The organism is Caballeronia sp. LZ032, from assembly GCF_031451315.1.
Classification (GTDB): Bacteria; Pseudomonadota; Gammaproteobacteria; order Burkholderiales; family Burkholderiaceae; genus Caballeronia.
This window is the reverse complement of record NZ_JARUXP010000028.1, coordinates 1-2,657: the sequence shown is the minus strand read 5'-3', so window position 1 is coordinate 2,657 and position 2,657 is coordinate 1. Positions and strand designations below refer to the sequence as shown.

Here is a 2,657-nt window from a genome sequence, read left to right as displayed (position 1 = left end):
CTAAAAGCTTTGGTCCTTGGTTCAAATGAATTGGCGAAGCATTCTCGCGGCAGAGCGCACGATTACGATAGTTGGCAGCATAGCTGTTGGTTCGAGTGTTCTTTATGCATTCATAGTGGCTGGCTTATGCAGAATCATATTTGTTCTAGGAGAGGTTACGGCGTTGCTCTCGATCGGACTTCCCATGTTTTTGGTGTCGCTAGTCCTACATGTCTGCCTTTTTCCAAAACATCTCCGTAGGGCTGGAGTGATCGATTAGCTTCTGAGCTTGTTTTTCGGACTTTGCTTGTTACGTGCCTGACGCCGCTTCGATAGAGTACGCGCAGGTCAAGGAACAGGCGGGGCTGGTTGCGGGCGACGGCGGCTTTGACGTCTCGGTCAAAGGCAATACGGCGCTCACGGGGGCGGTCATCGCGGGGGCGGATGACGCAGCGAAGAACACTCTGTCCACCGGTACGCTGACGTTCGCGGACGTCGGCAACCACTCGCACTATTCGGCGAACAGCATCGGCGGATCGGTGGGCCTGTCGCCGGGTCCGAGCTCCGACAAGGCTGTCGGCACTGCTTCAGTACCGGGATCAGGCGGCCCAGTGCCAATGATCGGTCAGCATGAGAACGGCGACCAGAGCGCGACCACGCGTAGCGCGATCAGCCCGGGCACGATTACGCTGACTGACGGCGATCATCAGGCGCAGGACATCGCGAGCTTGAGTCGCGACATGACGAACACGAACGGGACAGTCGTGACCACGCCCGACGTGAACGAGATCCTGAACCAACAGGCGGACACGATGCAGGCCGCGCAGGCGGCCGGTCAGGTGGTGGCGCAGGGAATCGGGGCGTATGCGGATGTGAAGCACAATTTCGCCCAGGCGAACTACGACAAGGAAGGTGCAGCGGCTTGGGATGAAGGCGGCAGCAATCGCGTCATCGCGCACATCATCGGCGGTGGGCTGATTGGTGGATTGGGCGGCGGTAGCATTGGAAGTGCAGCGGGCGGTGCTGCGGGTGCGGGTGTTTCGTCGGCGTTTGGGAGTAAGCTGAACCAACTGGCTGACGGAATCGGAGATCAGACCGGTTCGATGCTTGCCGGTAACATCGCGGCGAACGTGCTGGCGGGGCTTGGCGGTGCAATCGTGGGCGGTGGAGCGGGGGCGGCCGCGGCATCAAGCGCGGACCTTTACAACCGCAGTACGACCAACCCTGAGGGCAAAGGCAATACGGGCAGCCAAGCGCTGGACGCGGTGATCGGGTGGGCGAAGGACACCTACGGTGACGTACCGGGTACGCTAAGTCGCTGGGGTAATCAGATTGCCGGACAGATGAATGCCGATGCCGGAGCGAAGGCAGCAGAATCTCCGGCGGTGCTGATTGCGCAAGGGATAGCCAACGGGATCAATGCGGTAATCGGGACCAAGGGCGGCGAGCCGCCGATGGCGAATCCAGGAACGGTGTTGGCGGATTCGACGGCGGGCGCAGCGGCGGGTTCGGCAGCTATGGGAGCGCCGGGCTATGTGCCTAGTAATGCTATTTTTAATGGTAGTAACGATGGTGAGAGTGGCAATAACTCGCTGCTCGATCCGAAAGCAAAAACGCACGTTCTCTATGGTGATGGGCCCACCTCCGGCGGGCATTTGTCGGGCGTTGGAAAGCCGGGAAAATCGGAGTTTCCACCTTCGTGGAGCCCGCCAGACGTTACTAATGCTATCTCTGACATATCTACCGATCCGAAAACACAATGGTCAAAACCATCAGGTAACGGCTATGTGACGGGAACGGGCACAGTCAATGGAGTGGATATTAAGGTGGTCGTCGATCCGAACAAGGGGCGTATCGTGACCGGGTATCCGACAAACTTACCAAAGAATCCGAAATGACGAATAAATCAGATTACGAATTAATTGAAGAGAACCTGTTGATTGTTCTGCTGGAAATGGAGGAGCAGCCGGAAGTTGCGCGCGCCTATCCCCCGGACGCAATGACATATGAAGATGAAATGGCGCAGATCAGGGAATTTATCGATCTGGCGGGAGAATATGGACTTGCGTTTGAATATATAAATAGTTCGTTGGAGCAATACCCGTATAAGGTGTCGGGTAAGGCGGCCGTTAAGCTGTTAGAGGTTGGGCTGTTGATCGGTTTTAAGTCTGAGAATGATAAGGACAGCAGATTCGACAGAAGGCGTTGATCCACTCTGCTAAATCCTGAACAAGCAAGCCGACACGATGCAGGCCGCACAGGCGGCGGGTCAAGTGGTCGCGCAAGGCATTGGCGCGTACTTTGATATGAAGCATGCGCTGGCAATCGCCGATCACGATCAGGCGACAGCCGACGCAACGGCCGAGGGCGGAAGGGACCGGGTGATCGCGCATGTCATCGGCGGCGGCTTGATTGGCGGATTGGGTGGCGGCGGCATCGACACGGCAGCAGGCGGGGCCGCGGGCGCGGGAGTGGCGGCGGGATTCGCGCCACAGCTAACTAAATTGGCCGAGAGCGTGGGAAACGCGACCGGCTCGAAGACGCTTGGAAATTTCGCGGCGAATGTAGTCGCGGGCGCGGGCGGCGCGTTGGCAGGTGGCGAAGCAGGCGCCGTGACCGCCAGTAACGCGGATTTGTACAATCGGCAGTTGAACCAGAAGGAGAAGAAGACGATCGCG

3 protein-coding genes are annotated in these 2,657 nt (G+C 58.3%); all 3 read left to right on the top strand.

Annotated elements, in window-relative coordinates:
* The first annotated feature begins 293 nt into the window (after window positions 1-293).
* The gene (locus QCE69_RS39215; protein WP_309936139.1) at window positions 294-1,877 is read left to right on the top strand and encodes an EndoU domain-containing protein; all 1,584 of its coding nucleotides are present in this window, start codon (window positions 294-296) and stop codon (window positions 1,875-1,877) included.
* Window positions 1,874-2,188: a hypothetical protein gene (locus tag QCE69_RS39210; protein WP_309936138.1), complete on the top strand. Its 315-nt coding sequence runs from the start codon at window positions 1,874-1,876 to the stop codon at window positions 2,186-2,188. Before QCE69_RS39215 ends, QCE69_RS39210 begins: the two co-directional genes overlap by 4 nt.
* A 37-nt stretch (window positions 2,189-2,225) precedes the next feature.
* Window positions 2,226-2,657, top strand: a 432-nt coding sequence (locus QCE69_RS39205; RefSeq protein WP_309936137.1) for a hypothetical protein, incomplete at its 3' end; no start/stop codon positions are given.